This is a genomic window from Burkholderia sp. AU38729 (assembly GCF_020419725.1).
GTDB lineage: Bacteria > Pseudomonadota > Gammaproteobacteria > Burkholderiales > Burkholderiaceae > Burkholderia.
This window is the reverse complement of the sequence record NZ_JAIZQO010000013.1, coordinates 117,518-139,298: the sequence shown is the minus strand read 5'-3', so window position 1 is coordinate 139,298 and position 21,781 is coordinate 117,518. Positions and strand designations below refer to the sequence as shown.

Genomic DNA, 21,781 nt, shown 5'->3' with positions numbered 1-21,781 from the left:
CTAAGTCGATGGAAATCTTTGGCATTCCGTTGCCGGCGATGCTGAGCCAGTTGCTGCTCGGGCTCGTCAACGGCTCGTTCTACGCGATCCTGAGCCTTGGGCTCGCGGTGATCTTCGGGCTGCTCAACGTGATCAACTTCGCGCACGGCGCGCTGTTCATGCTGGGCGCGATGCTCGCGTGGATGGGCCTGTCGTATTTCGGGCTGCCGTACTGGGCGATGCTCGTGATCGCGCCCCTCGTCGTCGGCGCGTTCGGAATCCTGATCGAACGCTCGATGCTGCGCTGGCTGTACAAGCTCGATCACCTGTACGGGCTGCTGCTCACGTTCGGGCTCACGCTGGTCGTCGAAGGCGTGTTCCGGTCGATCTACGGCTCGTCCGGCCAGCCGTACGACGTGCCGTCGCAGCTGTCCGGCGCCACCAACCTCGGCTTCATGTTCCTGCCGAACTACCGCGCGTGGGTGGTGGTCGCGTCGCTCGCGGTGTGTCTCGCGACGTGGTTCGTGATCGAGAAGACGCGCTTGGGCGCGTACCTGCGGGCGGGCACCGAAAACCCGAAGCTCGTCGAGGCGTTCGGCGTCAACGTGCCGATGATGATCACGCTCACCTACGGCTTCGGCGTCGCGCTCGCCGCGTTCGCGGGCGTGCTGGCAGCGCCGGTGATCCAGGTGTCGCCGCTGATGGGTCAGCCGATGATCATCACCGTGTTCGCGGTGGTCGTGATCGGCGGGATGGGTTCGATCCTCGGCTCGATCGTCACGGGCCTGCTGCTCGGCGTGATCGAGGGCTTCACGCGCGTGTTCTACCCCGAAGCGTCGGCCACGGTCGTGTTCGTGATCATGGCGATCGTGCTGCTGTTCCGCCCGGCGGGCCTCTTCGGCAAGGAAAAATGATGCAGAGAAAAGTGCTCTACGGCGTGCTGCTCGCCGCACTGCTCGCCGCGCCGTTCATCGGCGCGTATCCGGTGTTCGTGATGAAGGTGCTCACGTTCGCGCTGTTCGCGGCCGCGTTCAACCTGCTGATCGGCTATACCGGGCTGCTGTCGTTCGGCCATGCGATGTTCCTCGCGACCGCCGGCTATGCGACCGGTTATTCGATGCAGACGCTCGGTTTCACGCCGGAGCTCGGCGTGCTGGTCGGCACCGTTGCCGCGACGCTGCTCGGGCTCGTCGTCGGGCTGTTCGCGATCCGGCGGCAGGGCATCTACTTCGCGATGATCACGCTCGCGTTCGCGCAGATGGTCTACTTCATCTACCTGCAGGCGCCGTTCACGCACGGCGAGGACGGGCTGCAGGGCGTGCCGCGTGGCCATCTGTTCGGGCTGCTCGACCTGTCGAACGATGTCGCGCTGTACTACGTCGTGCTGGCCGTGGTGGTCGCCGCGTGCGCGTTCATCGTGCGGGTCGTGCATTCGCCGTTCGGCCAGGTGCTCGTCGCGATCAAGGAGAACGAAGCGCGCGCGATCTCGCTCGGTTACGACACCGACCGCTTCAAGCTGCTCGCGTTCATCCTGTCGGCGGGCATCGCGGGGCTGGCCGGCTCGCTGAAGGTGCTCGTGCTCGGCTTCGAGACGCTGTCGGACGCTTACTGGACGATGTCGGGCCTCGTCGTGCTGATGACGCTCGTCGGCGGGATGGGCACGTTGTTCGGGCCGCTGCTGGGCGCGGCGCTGATCGTCGCGCTGGAAGACCGGCTCGGCGACATCGGCGAATGGCTCGCGTCGACGACGGGCGTCGCGTGGTTCCATTCGCTCGGCGAATCGGCGACGATCGTCACTGGGCTGATCTTCATCGCATGCGTGCTCGCATTCCGGCGCGGCATCGTCGGTGAAATGGTCGCGCGGATCAAGCCGCTCAGGGCGTCCTGAATGCGGGCGGCGTGCGTTACCGGGCGTTGATGCGAAGCACCATCCGGCATGCTCCGGAAGGGCGTCGCAACGGGCTCGGGCCGGCGCCGCGCGGCAAGCTGGTGCCCCATTTTCGTGCGGCGATGCACCATAGGGGTAAATGCTAAGTTGCCGTGGTGCTTAAGCCTCTTTAAGATTCACTTTAGTTCTGATGCACCGCGAAACGAATTTGCAGGTGGAGAACGAGGAGACAATCGAGGCACAAAGTGCCCGGACCCCAAAGCGCTGTTGGACGGAATCCAACAGCGCTTTTTCATTTGCGTGCACGGATTTCCGCTGTTGGTGCATCGGCCTGCGCGGCGGCCGTATTCCGCGCTTGCGTTCGCACCGCGCTTCTTCCGCGCTTCGCGCGTCCTCCGTTTTCCCGTTTCCGTTTTCCCTCGAGTCGTTCGCAGACGATGCTCAGCCGTGCGCCGGCCGTTCGGGCTAACCCGGTTGGCGTGCGCAAAACGCGTCCGTTACACTCAGCTTTCGCCGACCGCGCGGTCGGGAAAATAGGTCGGCAGTTCTCCTACAAGCAGAATGCAGAAGAGGGAGTACGGTTGGATGAGCAGCGCAGGACGATGGATCGGGGCAGGAAGGGCGGCGGGTGCCGTTCGTTCGTCGTGGGGTTGGGCTGCTGTCGCCGCGGCCTTCCCGAGCCGTTCTGCGGCCTGTAGGCGCGTTCCGGCGTCATCGCCGGTCGTTGCGTGCGCATCCATGTCGACATTCGCATCCGTATTCGCATGAGCAGCCGGTTTCCCGATCATGCGACGCGCGCGGATTTGGCCGCATCTGGCCGAATCGACGTGCCTTTCCTTGATCGTTGTGCATGCATCGATTGCGCACACGGTTATGCCTTTCTCCGCTTTCTTCATCCAGACGACACCGCCGCTGCGCATCGTGACGGTCGAACGACCGTTTCGACCGCCGGCCGGTGCGTCCGTGCGTGGTTCCGTCCGGGTGCCGTTGAAGACGAGGTGTTTCACGGGAAAACGAGCGTAGACGCGGTATGGCGAGATAGTTAATTTATTAACTTGTTTGGGGACCGGGAGCCGCCCGAGCGACCCGAGGCTTTTTCGAGCAGCGTTTGGAGACAACGTAAATGAAGATGAATCGATGGATGGAGGCCGTGCTCGCCGCGGGCCTCGTGTGCGCGGCGGCAACGGCGTCGGCGCAGGTGAAGATCGGCGTGACGCTGTCGGCCACCGGGCCGGCCGCGTCGCTCGGGATCCCGGAAAAGAACACGATCGCGCTGCTGCCGAAGGAAATCGCCGGCAAGAGCGTGCAGTACATCGTGCTCGACGACGCCTCCGACACGAGCCGCGCGGTGCAGAACGTGCGCAAGCTGATCGATGAAGATCACGTCGACGCGATCATCGGCTCATCCGTCACGCCGAACTCGCTGGCAATGCTCGACCCCGTGTCGCAGGGCAAGACGCCGACGATCTCGCTCGCGGCGAGTGCCCAGATCATCTCGCCGATGGACGCCAAACGCGCATGGATGTTCAAGGTGCCGCAGAACGACCAGCTGATGGCCGACGCGATCGCCGGCTACATGGCGAAGCACGGCGTGAAGACGGTCGGCTTCATCGGCTTTGCGGACGCGTACGGCGACAGCTGGTACAAGACGTTCGATGCGGCGGCCGCGAAGAACGGGCTGAAGCTGGTGTCGAACGAGCGCTACAACCGCACCGACGCGTCGGTGATGGGGCAGGTGCTGAAGCTGATGGGCTCGAATCCCGATGCGGTGCTGATCGCCGGCTCGGGCACGCCGGCGGCGCTGCCGGCGAAGACGCTGAAGGAGCGTGGTTACAAGGGCAAGGTGTACCAGACGCACGGCGTCGCGAACAACGACTTCCTGCGCGTGTGCGGCAAGGATTGCGAAGGCGAGATCCTGCCCGCCGGCCCGGTGCTCGTGACCGACCAGCTGCCCGATTCGAACCCGGTGAAGAAGCCGGCGCTCGGCTACAAGGCCGCGTACGAGAAGGCGTACGGCGCGGGCTCGCTGGCGACGTTCGGCGGCCATGCGTGGGATGCGGGGCTGCTGCTGCAGCGTGCGATTCCGGAAGCACTCAAGAAGGGCCAGCCGGGCACCGAGGCGTTCCGCGAGGCGCTGCGCGCGTCGATCGAGAACGTGAAGGACCTGCCCGTGTCGCACGGCGTGATCAACATGACACCGACCGACCACAACGGCTTCGACACGCGTGCGCGCGTGATGGTGCAGATCGTCGACGGCAAGTGGAAGCTGCAGGCCGAGTAAGTATCACGTGAAACCGGCGTGCGCGGCGCGACTGGCGCCGTGCATGCCGTCGGCAGGGCGCCGGGCCCGACGGGCCGCGACCATGCCCATGTCGTGTGGAACCGCAGGGGCTCGCTGCGTGGCGCCCGACGCGCCGATCTTGCGGCCCGTGCGCCCCGGCCGTTCCTGTCTTTCGTTTCTCCGCAGCATTCTCGATACACGAAACGTATGGATCTCTCGATTGCAGCGATCCTCGCGCAAGACGGCATCACGACCGGCGCCATATATGCATTGCTGTCGCTGGCGCTCGTGCTGGTGTTTTCCGTCACGCGGGTGATCTTCATTCCCCAGGGCGAATTCGTCGCCTACGGTGCGCTGACGCTTGCCGCGTTGCAGGCGCAGAAATTTCCCGCCACCTGCTGGCTGCTGTTCGTGATGGGCATCGCGTGCTTCGTGCTCGAAGTCGGCGGCCTGATCCGGCATCGCGAACGGCGCCATCAGCTCGGCCGCACGCTCGCGACGCTCGGCAGCCGCTACGTCCTGCTGCCGCTCGCGGTGTTCGCGATCACGCGCAGCTTCGCGATGCAGCCACTGCCGATGCTCGCGCAGATCGCGCTGACGCTCGCGATCGTCGTGCCGATGGGGCCGTTCGTCTACCGGCTCGTCTACCAGCCGATCGCCGAGGGTACGACGCTGCTGTTGCTGATCGTGTCGGTCGCCGTCCACTTCGCGATGGTCGGGCTGGGGCTCGTGATGTTCGGCGCGGAAGGCTCGCGTACCAACGGCTTCTCGGATGCGTCGCTGTCGATCGGCAGCATGACGGTATCCGTGCAGAGCATCCTGGTCGTCGTGACGGCGCTCGTGCTGATCGGCGCGCTCTACGTGTACTTCGGCCGCACGATCGCCGGCAAGGCGCTGCGCGCGACGTCGGTGAACCGGCTCGGCGCGCGGCTCGTCGGCATCGGCACGACCGAGGCAGGGCGGCTCGCGTTCACGTTTGCGGCGGGGCTCGGCGTGCTGTCCGGGATCCTCGTCGGCCCGCTGACGACGATCTACTACGACTCGGGCTTCCTGATCGGCCTGAAGGGTTTCGTCGGCGCGATCATCGGCGGGCTCGTCAGCTATCCGCTCGCGGCCGCCGGCTCGCTGCTCGTCGGCGTGCTCGAATCGTATTCGTCGTTCTGGGCGAGTGCGTACAAGGAGGTGATCGTGTTCACGCTGATCATTCCGGTGCTGCTGTGGCGGAGCTTCGCCACGCCGCACGCGGAAGAGGAAGAGGAGTGACACGATGAAGACGATGGTACGCAACAAGACCTTCTGGGTGTTTCTCGTGGTGCTGTTCGCGCTGCCGGTGCTGCCCGGCGCGCTGCAGGTACCCGAATACTGGATCACGCTGCTGAACTACATCGGCCTCTACGCGATCGTCGCGATCGGGCTCGTGCTGCTCACGGGCGTCGGCGGGATGACGAGCTTCGGGCAGGCCGCGTTCGTCGGCATCGGCGCGTATGCGACCGCGCTCCTGACGACGCGCTACGGCGTGTCACCGTGGCTCGCGCTGATCGTCGGTGTCGTGCTGACGGCGCTCGTCGCGCTCGTGCTCGGCGCGGTCACGATGCGGCTGTCCGGCCACTTCCTGCCGCTCGGCACGATCGCGTGGGGCCTCGCGCTGTTCTACCTGTTCGGCAACCTCGAACTGCTCGGCAAGTACGACGGGATCAACGGGATTCCGGCGCTGAACCTGTTCGGCATCACACTCGACAGCGGCCGCAGCCTGTATTTCCTGATCTGGGCCGTCGTGCTGGCCGCGATCGTGTCGGTGCAGAACCTGCTGAACAGCCGCCCGGGCCGGGCGATCCGTGCGCTGCGCGGCGGCGGCGTGATGGCCGAGGCGATGGGCGTGAACACCGCGTGGATGCGCGTCGTGATCTTCGTCTATGCGGCCGTGCTCGCGGCCATCTCGGGCTTCCTGTACGCCCACCTGCAGCGTGCGGTGAACCCGACGCCGTTCGGGCTGAACCACGGGATCGAGTTCCTGTTCATGGCCGTGGTCGGCGGCGTGTCGCACGTGTGGGGCGCCGTGCTCGGCGCGGCGATCCTGACCGTGCTGCAGGACTACCTGCAGACGCTGCTGCCGAAGCTGCTCGGCTCTGAAGGCAACTTCGAGATCATCGTGTTCGGCGTGCTGATGGTGCTGCTGCTGCAGTACGCCCGCCAGGGCGTGTGGCCGTTCGTCGCCAGGCTGTTCCCGCGCGGGCCGCGTGCGCATGTACCCGAGCACGCCGACCCGTTGCCGCAACGCGCGAAGCCCGCGGCCGGCGAGCCGCTGCTCGTCGTCGACAACGCGCGCAAGCAGTTCGGCGGCCTCGTGGCCGTCAACGACGTCAGCTTCGACGTGAAAGCGGGGCAGATCATCGGGCTGATCGGCCCGAACGGCGCCGGCAAGTCGACCACGTTCAACCTTGTGACGGGCGTGCTGAAGCCGACGGGCGGCACGATCACGTTCCGTGGCGAGCGCATCGACGGGCTCACATCGCGCCAGATCGTCCGCCGCGGCATCGGCCGGACGTTCCAGCACGTGAAGCTGTTGCCGGCGATGACGGTGCTCGAGAACGTCGCGATCGGCGCGCACCTGCGCGGCCATACGGGCGTGTGGCGCAGCGTCGCGCGGCTCAATGCCCACGAGGAAGCGCAGTTGCTGGCCGAGGCAGCCCAGCAGATCCGCCGCGTCGGGCTCGAAAAGCACATGTACGACGAAGCGGGCAGCCTCGCGCTGGGCCAGCAGCGGATTCTCGAAATCGCACGGGCGCTGTGCTGCGATCCGACGCTGCTGCTGCTCGACGAGCCGGCCGCCGGGCTGCGTTACCAGGAGAAGCAGCAACTCGCCGACCTGCTGCGGCGGCTGAAGGCGGAAGGCATGAGCGTGTTGCTTGTGGAACACGACATGGATTTCGTGATGAATCTTACCGACCGGCTGGTGGTGATGGAATTCGGCACGCGGATCGCGGAAGGGCTGCCGCAGGACGTGCAGCAGGATCCGGCGGTGCTCGAAGCGTATCTGGGCGGGGTGGAGTGATGACGGACACGACGATGCCGATTCTCGACGTGCGCGGGCTGGCGGTCCGGTACGGGAAGGTGGAGGCGCTGCACGGCGCGGCGATCAAGGTCGGTGCGGGGCAGATCGTCAGCGTGATCGGGCCGAACGGGGCCGGCAAATCGACGCTGCTGAACGCGATCATGGGCGCGCTGCCGGTGACCGGACATGCGTCGGGCGCGGTCGTGTATCGCGGTCACGATGTGGGGGCATTGCCGGTCGAGCAGCGCGTCGCACGCGGGATGTGTCTCGTGCCGGAAAAGCGTGAGCTGTTCAGCACGATGACGGTCGAAGACAACCTCGTGCTGGGCGCGTATCGACGCAAGCTGGCAGGTGAAGCGAACTTCCTCGACCAGCTCGATCACGTGTTCGCGCTGTTTCCGCGGCTGAAGGAGCGGCGCAAGCAGGCGGCCGGCACGCTGTCCGGCGGCGAGCGGCAGATGCTCGCGGTTGGCCGCGCGCTGATGGGCAAGCCCGACCTGCTGATGCTTGACGAGCCGAGCCTTGGGCTGGCGCCGCTGATCGTGAAGGAGATCTTTCATATCATCAGCGCGTTGCGCGGGACGGGCGTGGCGACGCTGCTGATCGAGCAGAACGCGCGGGCGGCGCTGCAGATCTCCGACTACGGCTACGTGCTGGAGACGGGCGAGTTTGCGCTGGAAGGGGCGGCCGCGGAACTCGCGCAGAATCCACGCGTGATCGAAACCTACCTCGGGTTGGCGAAGAAAACGGCTTGATCGGAGGCTCGGTGGGTGGGAAACGGGCGGCGTGTTTCACGTGAAACACGCCGTTTTTGTTTTGGGGTCGAGGTCTGACTCCCATGCATCGGCGGTTAACAACTAGGGGATAAGTACCGGAGGAACAATCAAAAGCGCTGTGCAGCGGCGGTGGGGGAGATATCTACCGTGCAGATGGCAATCCGGTTTGTCGATCGGAGTTGGCTGCCACTCGTTCCACAGAATGATGATGTGTCGGGTCACAGGGGATAAGTGTCGAGCGTTCCGACGGAAATTCTGTGAGGAAGGGGCACAGGATGTTTCGCCTGGGTGTTGGGCGGGACACAGGCCTCGAACGGGTTATATGTTCCACGTGAAATTTCTCGACACATGGATCCCTGCACAGGCGTAACGATGTGCGCCGGGCGGGGCCGGATTATTCGCAGGCGTAGGCGCGGAACCACAGATTCATCGGTCCAGCGCCGAAAAATCGTCGAAATGCACAGACCCTACCATTCGGACGGCATTCGGGTGAAAAGCGAACCCGCTATAATTCGCCCCATACATTTCTCTGATAGGTTCGTGCGCAGCCCTGCGTGCGGAATCCACCATGCTTTTTCCCACAGAATTTGACGTCATCGTCGTCGGTGGCGGTCATGCCGGCACCGAAGCCGCGCTGGCGTCCGCCCGCATGGGCGCAAAGACACTGCTGCTGACCCACAACATCGAAACGCTTGGGCAGATGAGCTGCAATCCGTCGATCGGCGGCATTGGCAAGGGCCATCTGGTCAAGGAAGTCGATGCGCTGGGCGGCGCAATGGCAGCCGCGACGGACGAGAGTGGTATTCAGTTCCGGATCCTCAATTCGTCGAAGGGGCCGGCCGTGCGCGCGACGCGTGCGCAGGCCGACCGTATCCTGTACAAGGCCGCGATCCGCCATCGGCTCGAGAACCAGCCGAACCTCTGGCTGTTCCAGCAGGCCGTCGACGACCTGATGGTCGAAGGCGACCGCGTGGTGGGCGCCGTCACGCAGATCGGCATCCGCTTCCGCGCCCGCGCGGTCGTGCTGACCGCCGGCACGTTCCTTGACGGCAAGATCCACGTCGGCCTGAACAACTACACGGGCGGCCGCGCGGGCGATCCGGCGGCCGTGTCGCTGTCGTCGCGCCTGAAGGAGCTGAAGCTGCCGCAGGGCCGCCTGAAGACCGGTACGCCGCCGCGTATCGATGGCCGCTCGATCGATTTCTCGCAGCTGACCGAACAGCCGGGCGACCTCGATCCGATCCCCGTCTTCTCGTTCCTGGGCCGCGCGGAGCAGCATCCGCAGCAGCTGCCGTGCTGGGTCACGCACACGAACGAGCGCACGCACGACATCATTCGCGGTGGTCTCGACCGTTCGCCCATGTATACAGGCGTGATTGAAGGCGTCGGGCCGCGCTATTGCCCGTCGATCGAGGACAAGATTCACCGGTTCGCGTCGAAGGAATCGCACCAGATCTTCCTGGAGCCAGAAGGGCTGACGACCAACGAGTTCTACCCGAACGGGATCTCGACGAGCCTGCCGTTCGATGTTCAGCTCGAGCTCGTGCATTCGATGCGCGGCCTCGAGAACGCCCACATCCTGCGTCCCGGCTACGCGATCGAGTACGACTACTTCGACCCGCGTGCGTTGAAGGCGTCGCTCGAGACGAAGGCGATCAACGGGCTGTTCTTTGCGGGTCAGATCAACGGGACGACCGGCTATGAGGAAGCGGCCGCGCAGGGTCTGTTGGCCGGCCTCAATGCGGGCCGCTACGTGCAGGAGAAGGACGCCTGGTGCCCGCGCCGTGACCAGGCCTACCTTGGCGTGCTGGTCGACGATCTCGTGACGCGTGGCGTGGCCGAGCCGTACCGGATGTTCACGAGCCGCGCCGAGTATCGCCTCAGCCTGCGTGAAGACAATGCCGACATGCGCCTGACCGAGATCGGCCGCGAACTGGGGCTCGTCGACGATGCGCGCTGGGACGCATTCAGCCGGAAGCGCGACGCTGTTTCACGTGAAACCGAACGCCTGAAGTCGACGTGGGTCACGCCGAAGACGTTGCCGGCGGAAGAGGCGACCGCGCTCCTCGGCAAGGCGATCGACCACGAATACAGCCTCGCCGAGCTGCTGCGCCGCCCGGGTATCAGCTACGACGGCGTGTGTGGGCTGAAGGGCGGCGAATGCGGCCCCGCAGAGCCGCTGGCCGACGATCCGGTGATGCTCGAGCAGATCAAGGAGCAGGTCGAGATCGGCATCAAGTATCAGGGCTATATCGAGCGCCAGGCCTCGGAGATCGAACGCAACGACGCGAACGAGAATACGCGCCTGCCGGACGGTATCGATTACCGCGAAGTCCGCGGCCTGTCGTTCGAGGTGAGCCAGAAGCTCAACGAGTTCCGGCCGGAGACGATCGGGCAGGCATCGCGCATCTCGGGTGTCACGCCGGCAGCGATCTCGCTGCTGATGGTGCACCTGAAGCGCCGCGGCCTCGGGCGCCGTAATGGCACTGCCGCAGAGGCAACGGAGCAGGGGGACGGCGCCGTCCCGACGCAACAATGACGGCGCGTCGCGCGCCGGCGGTTAATCGGGACGTACTGGAGCAGATGCTCGTCGAAGGCACGACGGCGCTCGACCTCACCCTGACGGATGCACAACTCAACCAGCTGCTCGACTACGTCGCGCTGCTCGGCAAGTGGAACGCGGTCTACAACCTGACCGCGATCCGCGACCCGAAGCAGATGCTGATCCAGCACATCCTCGATTCGCTTTCCATCGTCCCGCATCTGCGCGGCCGTGCATCGGCCCGCGTGCTCGACGTCGGTTCGGGCGGCGGGTTGCCCGGTATCGTGCTGGCGATCGTCGAGCCGGATTGGCAGGTCACGCTGAACGATATCGTGCAGAAGAAGTCTGCCTTCCAGACTCAGATGCGCGCGGAGCTGAAGCTCGCGAACCTGTCGGTGGTCACCGGTCGGGTCGAATCGCTGCAGCCGGGTGTTGAAGTGCCGGAAAAATTCGACATGATCGTATCCCGCGCTTTCGCGGATCTGTCCGACTTCGTTAAACTTGCTCGACATCTGGTCGCGCCGGGCGGATCGATCTGGGCGATGAAGGGCGTCCATCCGGACGACGAGATTGCGCGATTGCCGGAAGGCAGCCGCGTGAAGCAGACGATACGGCTGGCGGTGCCGATGCTCGATGCCGAACGGCATCTGATCGAAGTGGCCGTCGACGAAGCGAATTGAAGGGCAGGCGCGCAGTAGCGCGCCGTTTGTTTGAAGGTAAAGGGAACACACCAACGATGGCAAAGATCTTCTGCGTTGCGAACCAGAAGGGGGGCGTCGGCAAGACGACGACATCGGTCAATCTCGCCGCAAGCCTTGCAGCGCAGGAGCAACGAGTCCTGCTGATCGATCTCGACCCGCAGGGTAACGCGACGATGGGCAGCGGGATCGACAAGGCTGCTTGCGAAGCGACCGTGTACGAGGTGCTGGTCGACGGCGTGTCGGTGACCGATGCGCGCATCCGTCCGGACGGCGTCACCTACGACGTGCTGCCCGCGAATCGCGAGCTGTCCGGTGCCGAGATCGAACTGATCAGCATCGACAACCGCGAGCGCCGGCTGAAGGCTGCGCTCGAGCGCGTGTCCGACGACTACGACTTCGTGCTGATCGACTGTCCGCCGACGCTGTCGCTGCTGACGCTGAACGGGCTGTGCGCGGCGCACGGCGTCGTGATTCCGATGCAGTGCGAGTACTTCGCACTGGAAGGGTTGTCGGACCTCGTCAACACGATCAAGCAGGTTCACGCGAACATGAACCGCGACCTGAAGATCATCGGCTTGCTGCGCGTGATGTTCGATCCGCGCATCACGCTGCAGCAGCAAGTCTCCGATCAACTGAAAGCGCACTTCGGCGACAAGGTGTTCGACGCGGTGATTCCGCGTAACGTGCGCCTGGCGGAAGCGCCGAGTTACGGGTTGCCGGGCGTCGTGTTCGACCGCAGCTCGCGCGGTGCGCAAGCGTATCTCCAGTTCGGTGCCGAAATGATCGACCGCGTTCGCGCGTTCGAGGTGTCGTGATCCGGACATGAGCGAAGCGAGGAAGAAAGACATGAACGCGGTACCAAAGAAGAAGGGCTTGGGACGTGGCCTCGAAGCGCTGCTCGGCGGCAGTGCCGATATCACCGAAGCGGTGAAGATCGAAGGGGCACCGAACACGCTCGCGCTCGGCAAGCTGCAGGCCGGCAAGTACCAGCCGCGTACGCGGATGGACGAAGGCAGCCTGCAGGAGCTCGCGGCAAGCATTCGCGCGCAGGGCGTGATGCAGCCGATCCTGGTACGGCCTATTTCATCAGACAAATACGAGATCATCGCGGGTGAGCGCCGTTTCCGTGCGGCGCGCCTGGCGGGTCTCGATGAAGTGCCGGTGCTCGTGAAGGACGTATCGGATCAGGCCGCCGCGGCGATGGCGCTGATCGAGAACATCCAGCGCGAGGATCTGAACCCGCTTGAAGAAGCGCACGGCATCCAGCGCCTGCTCGACGAGTTCGGTTTCACGCACGAACAGGCGGCCGAATCGGTCGGCCGTTCGCGCAGCGCGGTATCGAACCTGCTGCGCCTGCTGAACCTGGCTTCGCCGGTGCAGACGATGCTGCTGGCCGGTGATCTCGACATGGGGCATGCGCGCGCGCTGCTCGCCGTCGATGCGGCCACGCAGATCACGCTTGCCCATCAGGTCGTCAACAAGCGCATGTCGGTGCGCGAGACCGAAAAGCTCGTCACGCACACGACGAAGGAAGCGCCGGCGGTGAAGGCGCGCGCGAAGGACGACGGCGGTCGCGATACGCGCCGTCTCGAGGAGGAGTTGTCCGACCTGCTCGCGTCGACGGTGAAGATCAAGCTTGGCCGCCGCGGGCGAGGGCAGGTGACGATCGACTTCGGCAACCTCGACGCGCTCGAAGGCATTCTCGTGCGACTGCGCGGCAACGTCGCAACCGAAGAGTAAAGGGCGGCGCATGGCGGAGACGGACGCACCGGCGCCGCGCCGGTGGTTGGGGTGGCTTGCGCAGGAGCCCGTGCTATCGGTGCTCGTGCTTGGGCTGATCGTGCTGCAATGGGTGCGTCCGCAACCATTTTCGGTGTTGGCCGATCGGGTCGACTGGCAGACGGTCGCGACGCTCGCGGGCCTGCTGATGCTGACCAAGGCGCTCGAGTTGTCCGGCTGCCTGATGTGGCTCGCACACCGCATCGTGCATCACGTGCACTCCGAACGCGGGCTCGCGATGCTGCTCGTCGGGTTCGCCGCGTTGCTGTCGATGTGGCTCACCAACGACGTCGCGCTGTTCGTCGTCGTGCCGCTGATGGTGTCGCTGCGTGCGCTGACGCCACTGCCGTTCCGGCGGCTCGTGATCGTCGTCGCGCTGGCCGTCAACGCAGGGTCCGTCGCGACGCCGCTCGGCAATCCGCAGAATCTTTTCCTGTGGCAATTGAGCGGCGTGTCGTTCGGCCGCTTCGTGGTCACGCTCGGGCCGCTCGCGATCGCGCTGATGGCGCTGCTGCTCGTGCTGACCGCGTGCGCGTTTCGTGCGAAACCGCTCGACCTGTCCGGCGACGTCGTCGCCATTCCCGTACAACGCCTGCACGCGCTGATCGCCGCAGTGCTGTTCGCGGCCTTCGTGCTGCTCGCCGATGCGCACCATCCGCTGCCGGGCCTGCTTGCCGTCGCGATCGTGCTGCTCGTCGCCAAACGTGACGCAGTCCTGAAGATCGACTGGCTGTTGCTGCTGATCTTCGTGCTGATGTTCGTCGTGCTGCGCAGCGCGGCTGCGCTGCCCGTCATCCATGACGCGATTGCGCATGCGAATCTCGATTCACCGCTGCGCATCTTTGCGGCCGGTGCCGTGCTGTCGCAGGGCATCAGCAACGTGCCGGCCGCGATCCTGCTGTCGGAGTTCACGCATGACTGGCGCGCGCTCGCGTTCGGCGTATCGGTCGGCGGCTTTGGTTTCGCGATCGGCTCGCTGGCGAACCTGATCGCGGTGCGTCTCGCGAAGGAGCCGCGCATGTGGTTGCCGTTCCACCTGGTCTCGATTCCGTTCGCGCTCGTGAGCGCGGCACTCGGCGCGTGGCTGCTCGTTCACGGTTGAACGGCGTGATGCGTGTGGCACAGGCGTGCCATTCGGGTGGTGGGGAGGGCGCACAGCATTCGCGCTGGTGCGGGCTGTTGATAAGTGCCGCAATCCACAGTCGATCGACTGTGGTGGCATGACAACTGATTGGATAATTCGTTGCGTCAGCATCAGTCCGGATTTCGCGTATCCGGCGCGGCCGGGTGACCACAGTGTTTCGTCTGTTCGGGGCTTCGTGCTGAACTCGAGCCCGGAACCGCGTCACAGCGTGGGCGCTGGGTGGTGATCGTGCCGCCCCGACGGCGCCCGCGCCGGGCATCGTTTCCTCGCTATTCCCTCGTCATCGGAATTTTTTCGAGCAAGAAATACCGGTGCAAAAAGGCGACCTTACAACTGTCATCGTACGTCGTCGAATCGCCCGTTTTTTCACATGATGAGGCGTCGTTTTACGCAGGTTTTTGTCGCGTCTAAAGCCTTGAATCACTTGCAACTATCGCTTACAATCGCCCGGATTTGTTAGCTAGGCACCCCTGAAAGCTTTCAGAAAGCTTGGGGCCGGGTTCAAGGATTTTGCGGAAGATTGCGATGGCGGGTCAGGCGCCGGACGACAGGCACGATGATCAGCGCACGCAACGCACCGCTTCAGCGGCCGGCGAGCGGCGCGAATTCGACGATGACTGGGATGCCGAGCAGCAAGATAACAACATCGTTCCGCTCACACGGGCAGACGCCGAAAAGCTGTTCGGCCCGAACGTGAGCAAGCCCTCGCGCGTGACCCCCTATAAGGTGGTATTCGCGCAAGTGGTTCTGTCCCTGGTTGCAACGCTGGCGTGGTGGCTGTTTTCAAAGTCGCCGGGCGCCGCTGCGCAATCCGCGTTTCTGGGCGGAGCGATCGGCTGGGTGCCCAGTGCGGTATTCGTGGCACGACTGAAGGCAGGTGGCTCGGCCACCGTGATGAGCTGGGTGATGGGCGAAGCCCTGAAGCTCGCTCTGACGATCGGGATGTTCACTGCAGTGGCGTTCGGCTGGTCCGGCGTGCACTGGGTGCCGTTCCTCGTCACGTACCTCGTCGTGCTGAAGACGTACTGGATCGCGCTGGCCTGGCGGTAAGGAACAAGCAGCGTGCGGTTTCGACAACGAACCGCACCAGCCCGTTCCCGCAATAGCGTGTTGCGGAACGGGCAAAACGATTTTCGACAATTTGGGTGGCATTAACGATATGGCAGCTAGCGAAGGCACGCGCGGTCCGGATCCGTCCGAGTACATTGCGCACCACTTGCAGAATTTCTCCACCTCGCATCAGACGTCGATTTTCGACATCCACGTCTGGAATCTCGACACGCTGTTCTGGTCGATCGTTTGCGGCATCGTGACGATCCTCGTGCTGCGTCTGGCCGCCCGCAAGGCGACGTCGGGCGTGCCGGGCCGTTTCCAGTGCGCGATCGAGATGCTCGTCGAGATGGTCGAAGACCAATCGAAGGCCATCGTTCACGGCAATCGTACCTTCATCGCTCCGCTCGCGCTCACGGTGTTCGTGTGGGTCGCGCTGATGAACTCCCTCGACTTCCTCCCGGTCGACCTGCCGGGCCGCGTGATCGGCCTGCTCGGTCTGTCGGACGTGATTTCCCACCATCGCATCGTCCCGACGGCCGACCTGAACGGCACGCTCGGCATCGCGCTCGGCGTGTTCGTCCTGATGATCTACTACAGCATCAAGATCAAGGGCGCGGGCGGCTTTGTGCATGAGCTGCTGTCGGCACCGTTTGGCGCCCACCCGCTGCTGTGGATCCCGAACCTCGCGCTCAACATCGTCGAATATCTCGCGAAGACCGTCTCCCTCGGTATGCGGCTGTTCGGCAACATGTACGCGGGTGAGCTGTTGTTCCTGTTGATCGCCCTGCTCGGCAGCATGTGGAGCTTCGGTGGCGACGCAACGTTCCTCGGCTTCGTTGGTCATGTGATCGCGGGTAGCGTCTGGGCAATCTTCCACATCCTGATTGTTCTGTTGCAGGCATTCATTTTCATGATGCTGACGCTGGTGTATCTCGGCCAGGCGCACGACAAGCACTAAGCGCGGCGTGCAACAAAGAGTTTCCGTTTTAGTTTTTTAAATCTCAGTTCCAAGTCTTTTCACAAAGGAGTGATCATGCAAGCTTACATCGCCAACATCCAGGGTCTGACCGCCATCGGTATCGGCATCATCATCGGCCTGGGTGCAATCGGCGCCTGTATCGGTATCGCGCTGATGGGTGGTAAGTACATCGAAGCCTGCGCACGTCAGCCGGAACTCATCAACCCGCTGCAAACGAAGATGTTCCTGCTGGCTGGTCTGATCGACGCGGCATTCCTGATCGGCGTGGGTGTTGCAATGCTGTTCGCGTTCGCGAACCCGCTCCTGTCGAAGCTCGCAGGCTAAGGTTCCTCGGAAATATGCGTCCGGCGCAAGCCGGCGCAGGGCGGAACGGAGACTTGGGGCGCTGATCGAATGCAACTCGATGAGCGCCTTACCGTTTCATTTTTCCGGAATAGCAGATAAGGAAACACCGTGAATCTCAACGCAACTCTGTTTGCGCAAATGGTCGTGTTCCTGGTCCTCGCGTGGTTCACGATGAAATTCGTGTGGCCGCCGTTGATCAACGCCCTCGACGAACGTTCGAAGAAGATCGCCGACGGCCTCGCCGCCGCCGAGAAGGGCAAGGCAGAACTCGACGCAGCGCACAAGCGCGTGGACCAGGAACTCGCGCAGGCCCGCAATGACGGCCAGCAGCGCATCGCCGACGCTGAAAAGCGTGCCCAGGCGGTCGCCGAGGAAATCAAGGCCAACGCCCAGGCTGAAGCCGCCCGCATCATCGCCCAGGCGAAGGCGGAAGCAGAACAGCAAATCGTGAAGGCGCGCGAAGCGCTGCGTGGTGAAGTCGCTACGCTGGCCGTGAAGGGCGCCGAGCAGATCCTGAAGCGCGAAGTCGATCAAACGGCCCACGCCCAACTGCTGAATCAACTGAAAGCCGAGCTCTGATCATGGCCGAACTTGCAACCATCGCCCGCCCTTACGCAGAAGCGCTGTTCCGCGTGGCCGAGGGCGGTGACATCGCCGCCTGGTCCACGCTCGTGCAAGAGCTGGCCCAGGTTGCGCGTCTGCCGGAAGTCCTGTCGGTCGCGTCGAGCCCGAAGGTGACGCGCACGCAAGTAGCCGAGTTGCTGCTTGCTGCGGTGAAGTCGCCGCTCGGAGCTGGCGCCGAAGCGAAGAACTTCGTGCAGATGCTGGTCGACAATCATCGCATCGCGCTGCTGCCGGAAATCGCCGAGCAGTTCGAGGCGCTCAAGAACGAACGTGAAGGTGCAGCCGACGCCGAGATCGTGAGCGCGTTCCCGCTGAACGGCGCGGATCTCGAGAGTCTCGTCTCGGGCCTCGAACGCAAGTTCAAGCGCAAGCTGAAACCGACGGTCGCAGTCGATTCGTCGCTGATTGGCGGCGTGCGCGTGACGGTCGGCGACGAAGTGCTCGACACCTCGGTTCGCGCGCGCCTCGCATCGATGCAGGCTGCGTTGACCGCCTGAGCGCCACGCCGGCACGCAACAGAATTGACTATCAGGAGCGAATAATGCAACTCAATCCCTCTGAGATCAGCGAGCTGATCAAGAGCCGGATCCAGGGCCTTGAAGCGAGCGCAGACGTTCGCAACCAGGGCACCGTGATCTCCGTGACCGACGGTATCGTGCGTATCCACGGCCTGTCGGACGTGATGCAGGGCGAAATGCTCGAGTTTCCGGGCAACACGTTCGGCCTCGCGCTGAACCTCGAGCGCGACTCGGTCGGCGCGGTGATTCTCGGCGAATACGAACACATCTCGGAAGGCGACATCGTCAAGACGACGGGCCGCATTCTCGAAGTCCCGGTTGGTCCGGAACTCGTCGGCCGCGTGGTCGATGCGCTCGGCAACCCGATCGACGGCAAGGGCCCGGTCAACGCCAAGCTGACCGACGCGATCGAAAAGATCGCCCCGGGCGTGATCTGGCGTAAGTCGGTGTCGCAGCCGGTGCAGACGGGCATCAAGTCGATCGACGCAATGGTGCCGATCGGCCGTGGCCAGCGTGAGCTGATCATCGGCGACCGTCAGTGCGGCAAGACCGCGGTGGCGCTTGACGCGATCATCAACCAGAAGGGCAAGGACCTGATCTGTATCTACGTCGCGATCGGCCAGAAGGCTTCGTCGATCATGAACGTGGTTCGCAAGCTCGAAGAAACGGGCGCGATGGAATACACGATCGTCGTCGCCGCTTCGGCTTCGGATTCGGCAGCGATGCAGTACCTCGCACCGTACGCCGGCTGCACGATGGGCGAATACTTCCGCGACCGCGGCCAAGACGCGCTGATCATCTATGACGACTTGACCAAGCAAGCCTGGGCATACCGTCAGATCTCGCTGCTGCTGCGCCGCCCGCCGGGCCGTGAAGCGTACCCGGGCGACGTGTTCTATCTCCACTCGCGTCTGCTCGAGCGTGCTGCTCGCGTGTCGGAAGAGTACGTCGAGAAGTTCACGAACGGCGAAGTGAAGGGCAAGAGCGGCTCGCTGACGGCACTGCCGGTCATCGAAACGCAGGCTGGCGACGTGACCGCGTTCGTTCCGACGAACGTGATCTCGATTACCGACGGCCAGATCTTCCTGGAAACCGACCTGTTCAACGCAGGCATCCGCCCGGCAATCAACGCCGGCGTGTCGGTGTCGCGAGTCGGTGGCGCCGCTCAGACGAAGGTCGTGAAGAAGCTGTCGGGCGGTATCCGTACCGACCTCGCGCAGTATCGTGAACTGGCGGCATTCGCCCAGTTCGCATCGGACCTCGACGAAGCGACCCGCAAGCAGCTCGAGCGCGGCCGCCGCGTGACGGAACTGCTGAAGCAGCCGCAGTACCAGCCGCTGCAGGTGTGGGAACTGGCCGTGTCGCTGTACGCCGCAAACAACGGCTACCTCGACGACCTCGACGTCAAGCAAGTGCTGTCGTTCGAGAAGGGCCTGCGCGAAAACCTGAAGACCAGCCACGCTGACCTCATCAAGCGCATCGAAGACACCAAGGATCTCTCGAAGGACGACGAAGGCGCACTGCGCTCGGCGATCGAATCCTTCAAGAAGTCCGGTGCCTATTGATCCGCGAGTGACACACTGAGGCCGCGCGGGTGCTGATGCGCCCGCGCCGCTTCGGTCAAGGAGCAAGCTATGGCTGGAATGAAGGAAATTCGCGGCAAGATCAAGAGCGTGCAGAACACGCGCAAGATCACGAAGGCGATGGAAATGGTGGCCGCATCGAAGATGCGCCGCGCGCAGGAACGCATGCGCGCCGCTCGTCCGTATGCGGACAAGGTCCGTGCCATCGCCGCGCACATGAGCCGCGCGAACCCGGAGTACCGCCACCCGTTCATGGTGGCGAACGAAGGCGCGACGACGGCCGGCATCATCCTCGTCACGACGGACAAGGGGCTGTGCGGTGGTCTGAACACCAACGTGCTGCGTGCGACGGTGCAGAAGTTCAAGGAGCTGGAAGAGAAGGGCCAGAAGGTCGAAGCCACCGCGATCGGTAGCAAGGGCCTCGGGTTCCTGAACCGCTTCGGCGCGAAGGTGATGTCGCAGGTCGTGCACCTCGGCGACACCCCGCATCTGGACAAGCTGATCGGCGCCGTGAAGACGCAGCTCGACCTGTACTCGGAAGGCAAGCTGTCGGCGGTTTATATCGCTTACACGCGCTTCGTCAACACGATGAAGCAGGAAGCCGTGATCGAGCAGCTGCTGCCGCTGTCGTCGGAACACTTCGAAGCCGATGATGGTACGCCGGCCACGTCGTGGGACTACATCTACGAGCCGGACGCGCAGGCAGTCGTCGACGAACTGCTCGTGCGTTACGTCGAGGCGCTGGTGTACCAGGCCGTCGCGGAAAACATGGCGTCCGAGCAATCGGCGCGCATGGTCGCGATGAAGGCCGCGTCCGACAACGCGAAGACGGTGATCAGCGAACTGCAGCTCGTATACAACAAGAGCCGTCAGGCCGCGATCACGAAAGAACTGTCGGAGATCGTCGGCGGCGCAGCCGCTGTTTAAGCGCGCGCCCGGGACGACAACTGCGCCTTTGCGCGAGTAAAGAATCAGGTATTTAAAGGAAAAGCGATGAGTACTGCTGCTTTGGTAGAAGGCAAGATCGTACAGTGCATCGGCGCCGTTATCGACGTGGAATTCCCGCGCGACAGCATGCCGAAGATCTACGACGCGCTCATTCTCGATGGCTCGGAACTGACCCTCGAAGTCCAGCAGCAGCTGGGCGACGGCGTTGTCCGTACCATCTGTCTGGGTGCATCCGACGGCCTGCGCCGCGGCCTGACCGTGAAGAACACGGCAAAGCCGATCTCGGTGCCGGTCGGCAAGCCGACCCTCGGCCGAATCATGGACGTGCTTGGCCGTCCGATCGACGAAGCTGGCCCGATCGAAAGCGAAACGACGCGTTCGATCCACCAGAAGGCGCCGGCGTTCGACGAACTGTCGCCGTCGACCGAACTGCTCGAAACGGGTATCAAGGTCATCGACCTGATCTGCCCGTTCGCAAAGGGCGGCAAGGTTGGCCTGTTCGGCGGTGCTGGCGTGGGCAAGACCGTCAACATGATGGAGCTCATCAACAACATCGCGAAGGAACACGGCGGTTACTCCGTGTTCGCGGGCGTGGGCGAGCGTACCCGTGAAGGGAACGACTTCTACCACGAAATGAAGGACTCGAACGTTCTCGACAAGGTCGCGCTGGTGTACGGCCAGATGAACGAGCCGCCGGGCAACCGTCTGCGCGTCGCGCTGACCGGCCTGACGATGGCCGAGCACTTCCGTGACGAAGGCCTCGACGTGCTGTTCTTCGTCGACAACATCTACCGTTTCACGCTGGCCGGTACCGAAGTGTCGGCACTGCTCGGCCGTATGCCGTCGGCAGTGGGCTATCAGCCGACGCTGGCTGAAGAAATGGGCAAGCTGCAAGAGCGCATCACGTCGACCAAGAAGGGCTCGATTACGTCGGTCCAGGCCGTGTACGTCCCTGCGGATGACTTGACCGACCCGTCGCCGGCTACGACCTTCGGCCACCTGGACGCAACCGTCGTTCTGTCGCGTGACATCGCTTCGCTGGGTATCTACCCGGCGGTCGACCCGCTCGACTCGACGTCGCGCCAGATCGACCCGAACGTGATCGGTGAAGAGCACTACTCGATCACCCGTCGCGTTCAGCAGACGCTGCAGCGCTACAAGGAACTGCGCGACATCATCGCGATTCTGGGCATGGACGAACTGTCGCCGGAAGACAAGCTGTCGGTCGCGCGCGCGCGTAAGATCCAGCGTTTCCTGTCGCAGCCGTTCCACGTTGCTGAAGTGTTCACGGGCTCGCCGGGCAAGTACGTGCCGCTGAAGGAAACGATCCGCGGCTTCAAGATGATCGTCGACGGCGAGTGCGACCACCTGCCGGAACAGGCGTTCTACATGGTCGGCACGATCGACGAAGCCTTCGAAAAGGCCAAGAAGATCTCGTAAGGATCGGGCGTAACGCAGCGGGTGCCGTTGGCCGTTGGTTCTCCTATAGCGCTGGCGATAGGGGACACGGCACCCAAGCACTATGCTCAATCCGCCGTGCATGGGATCGAAGTGGGCGTTTTAGCGCCCGCTCCGATCGACAGGAGTCG

20 protein-coding genes are annotated in these 21,781 nt (G+C 63.9%); 19 read left to right on the top strand and 1 reads right to left on the bottom strand.

The window, feature by feature from the left end; all coding sequences use genetic code 11:
- Window positions 1-8: 8 nt before the first annotated feature.
- Together LGM56_RS30305 and LGM56_RS30300 are read left to right on the top strand one after the other, a co-directional pair.
- Window positions 9-893, top strand: a complete 885-nt coding sequence (locus tag LGM56_RS30305; RefSeq protein ID WP_011350508.1) for a branched-chain amino acid ABC transporter permease — start codon at window positions 9-11, stop codon at window positions 891-893.
- Window positions 893-1,867 (top strand): branched-chain amino acid ABC transporter permease, encoded by a 975-nt coding sequence (locus LGM56_RS30300; protein WP_039351467.1) that lies wholly within the window; start codon window positions 893-895, stop codon window positions 1,865-1,867. Before LGM56_RS30305 ends, LGM56_RS30300 begins: the two co-directional genes overlap by 1 nt.
- Before the next feature lie 503 nt (window positions 1,868-2,370).
- Here LGM56_RS30300 and LGM56_RS30295 read toward each other — a convergent pair.
- The gene (locus tag LGM56_RS30295; protein ID WP_226207602.1) at window positions 2,371-2,874 is read right to left on the bottom strand and encodes a hypothetical protein; all 504 of its coding nucleotides are present in this window, start codon (window positions 2,872-2,874) and stop codon (window positions 2,371-2,373) included.
- Between the two features lie 116 nt (window positions 2,875-2,990).
- On the opposite strand from LGM56_RS30295, the gene LGM56_RS30290 reads away from it, so the two are divergent.
- From LGM56_RS30290 to atpD, 17 genes are all read left to right on the top strand, one after another.
- Window positions 2,991-4,148 (top strand): ABC transporter substrate-binding protein, encoded by a 1,158-nt coding sequence (locus tag LGM56_RS30290; protein WP_089493810.1) that lies wholly within the window; start codon window positions 2,991-2,993, stop codon window positions 4,146-4,148.
- A gap of 207 nt (window positions 4,149-4,355) precedes the next feature.
- Window positions 4,356-5,411: a branched-chain amino acid ABC transporter permease gene (locus LGM56_RS30285; protein WP_226207601.1), complete on the top strand. Its 1,056-nt coding sequence runs from the start codon at window positions 4,356-4,358 to the stop codon at window positions 5,409-5,411.
- A 4-nt stretch (window positions 5,412-5,415) separates the two neighbouring features.
- Window positions 5,416-7,200, top strand: coding sequence for an ABC transporter permease subunit (locus LGM56_RS30280; RefSeq protein WP_089493811.1), 1,785 nt, complete (start codon window positions 5,416-5,418; stop codon window positions 7,198-7,200).
- Window positions 7,200-7,955 carry an ABC transporter ATP-binding protein gene (locus LGM56_RS30275; RefSeq protein WP_175237702.1) on the top strand — a complete coding sequence of 252 codons (756 nt, stop codon included), beginning with the start codon at window positions 7,200-7,202 and terminating at the stop codon, window positions 7,953-7,955. Before LGM56_RS30280 ends, LGM56_RS30275 begins: the two co-directional genes overlap by 1 nt.
- A gap of 589 nt (window positions 7,956-8,544) precedes the next feature.
- Entirely contained in the window at window positions 8,545-10,515 is a 1,971-nt protein-coding gene (mnmG, locus tag LGM56_RS30270) for a tRNA uridine-5-carboxymethylaminomethyl(34) synthesis enzyme MnmG (RefSeq protein ID WP_089483179.1), read from the top strand.
- On the top strand, window positions 10,512-11,198 hold the full coding sequence (gene rsmG, locus LGM56_RS30265) for a 16S rRNA (guanine(527)-N(7))-methyltransferase RsmG (RefSeq protein WP_089424148.1): 687 nt from the start codon (window positions 10,512-10,514) through the stop codon (window positions 11,196-11,198). The genes mnmG and rsmG overlap by 4 nt, the downstream gene beginning before the upstream one ends.
- Before the next feature lie 56 nt (window positions 11,199-11,254).
- Window positions 11,255-12,034: a ParA family protein gene (locus tag LGM56_RS30260; protein WP_089424149.1), complete on the top strand. Its 780-nt coding sequence runs from the start codon at window positions 11,255-11,257 to the stop codon at window positions 12,032-12,034.
- A 31-nt stretch (window positions 12,035-12,065) separates the two neighbouring features.
- Window positions 12,066-12,959 (top strand): ParB/RepB/Spo0J family partition protein, encoded by an 894-nt coding sequence (locus LGM56_RS30255; RefSeq protein WP_027788713.1) that lies wholly within the window; start codon window positions 12,066-12,068, stop codon window positions 12,957-12,959.
- 10 nt (window positions 12,960-12,969) lie between these two features.
- Window positions 12,970-14,100 (top strand): SLC13 family permease, encoded by a 1,131-nt coding sequence (locus tag LGM56_RS30250; RefSeq protein WP_226207600.1) that lies wholly within the window; start codon window positions 12,970-12,972, stop codon window positions 14,098-14,100.
- Between the two features lie 567 nt (window positions 14,101-14,667).
- Window positions 14,668-15,192 carry an ATP synthase subunit I gene (locus tag LGM56_RS30245; RefSeq protein WP_089424151.1) on the top strand — a complete coding sequence of 175 codons (525 nt, stop codon included), beginning with the start codon at window positions 14,668-14,670 and terminating at the stop codon, window positions 15,190-15,192.
- A gap of 109 nt (window positions 15,193-15,301) precedes the next feature.
- The gene (atpB, locus tag LGM56_RS30240; RefSeq protein WP_011350522.1) at window positions 15,302-16,153 is read left to right on the top strand and encodes a F0F1 ATP synthase subunit A; all 852 of its coding nucleotides are present in this window, start codon (window positions 15,302-15,304) and stop codon (window positions 16,151-16,153) included.
- Between the two features lie 75 nt (window positions 16,154-16,228).
- On the top strand, window positions 16,229-16,498 hold the full coding sequence (gene atpE / locus LGM56_RS30235; RefSeq protein ID WP_006482730.1) for a F0F1 ATP synthase subunit C: 270 nt from the start codon (window positions 16,229-16,231) through the stop codon (window positions 16,496-16,498).
- A 129-nt stretch (window positions 16,499-16,627) separates the two neighbouring features.
- Window positions 16,628-17,098 carry a F0F1 ATP synthase subunit B gene (locus tag LGM56_RS30230; RefSeq protein ID WP_039351436.1) on the top strand — a complete coding sequence of 157 codons (471 nt, stop codon included), beginning with the start codon at window positions 16,628-16,630 and terminating at the stop codon, window positions 17,096-17,098.
- A 2-nt stretch (window positions 17,099-17,100) separates the two neighbouring features.
- Window positions 17,101-17,640 carry a F0F1 ATP synthase subunit delta gene (locus tag LGM56_RS30225; protein ID WP_011350524.1) on the top strand — a complete coding sequence of 180 codons (540 nt, stop codon included), beginning with the start codon at window positions 17,101-17,103 and terminating at the stop codon, window positions 17,638-17,640.
- 44 nt (window positions 17,641-17,684) lie between these two features.
- Window positions 17,685-19,226, top strand: a complete 1,542-nt coding sequence (gene atpA, locus LGM56_RS30220) for a F0F1 ATP synthase subunit alpha (protein ID WP_021160444.1) — start codon at window positions 17,685-17,687, stop codon at window positions 19,224-19,226.
- A 69-nt stretch (window positions 19,227-19,295) separates the two neighbouring features.
- Window positions 19,296-20,171: a F0F1 ATP synthase subunit gamma gene (atpG, locus tag LGM56_RS30215; protein ID WP_069246774.1), complete on the top strand. Its 876-nt coding sequence runs from the start codon at window positions 19,296-19,298 to the stop codon at window positions 20,169-20,171.
- Window positions 20,172-20,237: 66 nt separating this feature from the next.
- Window positions 20,238-21,632: a F0F1 ATP synthase subunit beta gene (gene atpD, locus LGM56_RS30210; protein ID WP_011350527.1), complete on the top strand. Its 1,395-nt coding sequence runs from the start codon at window positions 20,238-20,240 to the stop codon at window positions 21,630-21,632.
- The last annotated feature ends 149 nt before the right edge of the window (window positions 21,633-21,781 follow it).

Bases quoted from the DNA above. Each gene is read 5' to 3' on its own strand.
- LGM56_RS30305 (WP_011350508.1), top strand. From the start codon at position 9: ATGGAAATCTTTGGCATTCCGTTGCCGGCGATGCTGAGCCAGTTGCTG.
- LGM56_RS30300 (WP_039351467.1), top strand. From the start codon at position 893: ATGCAGAGAAAAGTGCTCTACGGCGTGCTGCTCGCCGCACTGCTCGCC.
- LGM56_RS30290 (WP_089493810.1), top strand. From the start codon at position 2,991: ATGAAGATGAATCGATGGATGGAGGCCGTGCTCGCCGCGGGCCTCGTG.
- LGM56_RS30285 (WP_226207601.1), top strand. From the start codon at position 4,356: ATGGATCTCTCGATTGCAGCGATCCTCGCGCAAGACGGCATCACGACC.
- LGM56_RS30280 (WP_089493811.1), top strand. From the start codon at position 5,416: ATGAAGACGATGGTACGCAACAAGACCTTCTGGGTGTTTCTCGTGGTG.
- LGM56_RS30275 (WP_175237702.1), top strand. From the start codon at position 7,200: ATGACGGACACGACGATGCCGATTCTCGACGTGCGCGGGCTGGCGGTC.
- mnmG (WP_089483179.1), top strand. From the start codon at position 8,545: ATGCTTTTTCCCACAGAATTTGACGTCATCGTCGTCGGTGGCGGTCAT.
- rsmG (WP_089424148.1), top strand. From the start codon at position 10,512: ATGACGGCGCGTCGCGCGCCGGCGGTTAATCGGGACGTACTGGAGCAG.
- LGM56_RS30260 (WP_089424149.1), top strand. From the start codon at position 11,255: ATGGCAAAGATCTTCTGCGTTGCGAACCAGAAGGGGGGCGTCGGCAAG.
- LGM56_RS30255 (WP_027788713.1), top strand. From the start codon at position 12,066: ATGAACGCGGTACCAAAGAAGAAGGGCTTGGGACGTGGCCTCGAAGCG.
- LGM56_RS30250 (WP_226207600.1), top strand. From the start codon at position 12,970: ATGGCGGAGACGGACGCACCGGCGCCGCGCCGGTGGTTGGGGTGGCTT.
- LGM56_RS30245 (WP_089424151.1), top strand. From the start codon at position 14,668: ATGGCGGGTCAGGCGCCGGACGACAGGCACGATGATCAGCGCACGCAA.
- atpB (WP_011350522.1), top strand. From the start codon at position 15,302: ATGGCAGCTAGCGAAGGCACGCGCGGTCCGGATCCGTCCGAGTACATT.
- atpE (WP_006482730.1), top strand. From the start codon at position 16,229: ATGCAAGCTTACATCGCCAACATCCAGGGTCTGACCGCCATCGGTATC.
- LGM56_RS30225 (WP_011350524.1), top strand. From the start codon at position 17,101: ATGGCCGAACTTGCAACCATCGCCCGCCCTTACGCAGAAGCGCTGTTC.
- atpA (WP_021160444.1), top strand. From the start codon at position 17,685: ATGCAACTCAATCCCTCTGAGATCAGCGAGCTGATCAAGAGCCGGATC.
- atpG (WP_069246774.1), top strand. From the start codon at position 19,296: ATGGCTGGAATGAAGGAAATTCGCGGCAAGATCAAGAGCGTGCAGAAC.
- atpD (WP_011350527.1), top strand. From the start codon at position 20,238: ATGAGTACTGCTGCTTTGGTAGAAGGCAAGATCGTACAGTGCATCGGC.